Origin of the sequence: Spiroplasma sp. hy2, from assembly GCF_044714365.1 — a bacterium.
Classification (GTDB): domain Bacteria; phylum Bacillota_I; class Bacilli_A; order Mycoplasmatales; family Mycoplasmataceae; genus Spiroplasma; species Spiroplasma phoeniceum.
Window position 1 is genome coordinate 1 of record NZ_RXFZ02000112.1, and the last position, 3,432, is coordinate 3,432.

Sequence of the window (3,432 nt, forward strand, 5' to 3'; positions counted from 1 at the left end):
TTTTATGGCTTATTTTAGTTAATTAATTACTAAAATAACTATTAAGCTTAAAAATAAGGTTTTCATTCATATAAAAAGTGCTACATTTGCATTTACAATTTACATTTAAAAATAAAAAACAAAAAAATTATTATAATTTTAACAATTTTAAACATTTTAATATTTGTCATTGATAATTAAGATAAAATACGATACAATAGTCATAGTTGTATTTTGCATATAATCAAATATTAATTATAGTAAGATGCACTAAAAATAAACAATTTTTGGAAATTAAATATGAAAATAGAGGTGGAAAATAAATGATCGGCGTAATTTCAACAGCATATTTCACGATGAAAGATAAGCATAGTATTAAAACAGTAAAAAAATATTGGTGAAAGAACTGTGTAATTCAACATGTTAAATACCATGGAAAAACTTTCATTATAGCAACAGTAGGATATGGTAAAGCAAATGCTGCAATGGCAATTACTTACTTATTAGAAAAATATCCTGGTTTACAAACAATTTTAAATGTAGACTTAGCCTTGTCAACAAACGATAAGCATGACACAGGAGACACAACAATATCAACAAAATTTATTTATCGTGATGCTGACTTAACAGTTTTTAAAGATATTAAATATGGACAAATTGTTAATGAACCTGAATCATTCCAATTCGATGGTGAATTCGCTAAAGTTGTTAAAGACTTTAAATTAGGGTTAACAGAAGGAGTTACTGGAACAGCAGATATGCTGATTTATAACTCAAAACAATTTAAGGAAATGGTTGATAAATATGGACATACTATTGATGTAATTGATACTGAAGCAGGGGCAATTGCACAAGTTGCTAAAAAATCAAGTATTAATTATATTGCTTTAAAAATTATTTATAATAATGCATTATCACCATGAGATAATGATCCAATTCATAAATTCAAAATGTATGAAACAGTTAATACATTAAAATATTTATTAAGAAGATTATTTAACTTATTAAGTTCAAATTATATTATTGATTTATCACAATCTTCACAAGATGATTTAGATTCAATTAATGAATTATTTGAAATTAAACATGACCAATGAATTAAATTATTTAAACCAAATACACATAAAGTATTATCAGGGTTTGGGCCTTCATTAATGTTAGTTGATAAACAAGAAAAAACTCCTGTTGCATTAGATATTATTCAAGTAATGCGTTCAAAAACAAAAGAAGCAGAAGGACCAAGTAAAGTAATTTTAGGGGAAGATGAATGAAAAAATGCTCCTAAAAAATGATTACATAAATTATTATTTTTAGAACAAGTTCGTGTCAATGATGATGAATTATTATGAAATAAATCAGCAAAATATGATTTAAATAATGAAAAATTATATAAAATTGAAACAGTTGCAAATGAAATTGCAGCAGCAATTGCTGAAAAATGTCAAGATAAATCATCATATACATATAATGGTGCAACAGTACAACAAAAATACTTATTAGTAAATTGTGACGCAAAAGTTTCGTTTTACATTACCCAAAATCAATCACATGAATTTGTGGAAGATAAAAACTTTGGAACACAATTAGTAAATAATGAATTTGTTAAATACTTAAATGAAGCATTGAAAGATGTTGACTCACCATATCAACAAATTGTTGTTTATATGACAATTCCAGCATTAGATTATCGAAAAATTCCAGTGTTTATTCCTTCAAACAAAGGAGCAAACAGAGGTGTTAAATTTGGAACTTTAAATCAAAAGTTACAACGAGATTATACTGTAGTTGATATTACAAGAAATGATTATGATCCAATCAAAGTTGGTTCATTCAAAGTTACAATTCGTTTAAAAAGTGAATAATTAATTAATTTTATTAAAAAACAACCAAAAGGTTGTTTTTTATTTTTTAAATAATGTTATACTTATTAGTAATAATTAAGGTTAAAAAAGGGCATGGAATAACGAAAAATGGTTAACGAAGAAAAAAGCTTAACAGCAGAAGGAGATAGTAACAACACTGGAGTTAACCCTGATAGTATTACAAACAAATCATCAGATTTTTATCCGAAAGAAAAAACAACGGAAAGAAAAACCCGTAGTCGTGAACGGATTTCACGAAAAGAATTTAATTTACGTTTTAAAGCTTATTTTAAATCATGTTTATTCCGTGATTATGCTTATATTATTTTTGCTGCTTTTTTAGGAATGGCTAGTTATGATTACTTTATTGCAGCAACAACAAGTAATGAGATTATTCCAAGTGGAATTGGAGGGATTGCCCGTGAAATTGCAGTTGGAATTTGACCAAACCAAGATCAGTTACAAATGCAAACAAGTATGTACTGAGTTTTTTATTTTGTGTTTAATATCCCATTATTTATTTTTGGCGTCATTAAAGTTGGACTTCGTTTTTCTCTTCGTACAATTGTTTATATTGGTTTGCAAAATGGTTTTCACTTTGCATTTGCTTATATCCCGGTTATTAATCCGCAAGAATTATTTTTTATTGTTAATTATAATAGTTTAAATATTTTTAGTAATTATGGTGGAATGTACCAGATTTGATTATTTGTTTTTGCAGCGGTAGCAGGAATTTTAAATGGAATTGCTTATGGCTTAGTTTATAAAGGGGGAGCATCAACAGCTGGAACTGATTTTGTTTTTGCTTATTATTCAGCTAAAAAGAAAATTTCAATTGCTAATTATAATCGAATTGTTAATTATATTATTATTGTTGTAATGTTAGCAATTCACACAACATTATTAAGTCGTAGTGAATTAACAAGTATTTATTTTGGAAAAGACTGAGCAGCACATATTGATCAAATTCAACGCCTTGGTTTTAAAATTGATGATGGTGGTTTATATGGTAGTGATTTCACTAGTCATAAAATTAAATACTTCTTTGGTCCTGCCTTATTTGCTTCATATTTATTTGTCGTAGTACAAGCAATTACAATTGATATTATCTTCCCGAAATTTAAATATCGTAGTTTAATGGTTATTACTTCAAAAGCAGATGCTGTTGTCTCAGGGTTACAATATGTTCATTATCCTAATGATATTATTCGTTTACCAGCACGTGATCATTATGAAGGCAATGATCTTAATAATGAAGTGATTATTGTTTCCACCTCAGTTTTAGAATATAAGAAAATTAAAGCTGCAATTATTGTTTCTGATCCAGAAGCTAAAATTTTAGCTCATAAACTAGACAAACTTATTGCTAATTATAAAGTAGATAAATATTAATCTTTTTGTGCAATTAAATTTAATCAGACAAACCCTTTTTGTAATATTTCATAGTCATGTTTTAGCATTAGTAAAATATTCTTTAACATGACTTTTTCATTAGACTTCTTGCATAACCTAGTTATTTTAAAATTCCTATAAAATATATTTAAAATAGAAATTATAGGAATCTAAAATTATGAAATTTGATAAATTTKAT

The 3,432-nt window shown here is 26.3% G+C and carries 2 protein-coding genes; both read left to right on the forward strand.

The window, feature by feature from the left end:
* The first annotated feature begins 302 nt into the window (after window positions 1-302).
* Window positions 303-1,841 carry a cytoskeletal motor fibril protein Fib gene (gene fib / locus EHV01_RS04110; RefSeq protein WP_422066326.1) on the forward strand — a complete coding sequence of 513 codons (1,539 nt, stop codon included), beginning with the start codon at window positions 303-305 and terminating at the stop codon, window positions 1,839-1,841.
* Window positions 1,842-1,949: 108 nt separating this feature from the next.
* Window positions 1,950-3,233, forward strand: a complete 1,284-nt coding sequence (locus tag EHV01_RS04115; protein WP_422066327.1) for a YitT family protein — start codon at window positions 1,950-1,952, stop codon at window positions 3,231-3,233.
* Window positions 3,234-3,432: the final 199 nt, after the last annotated feature.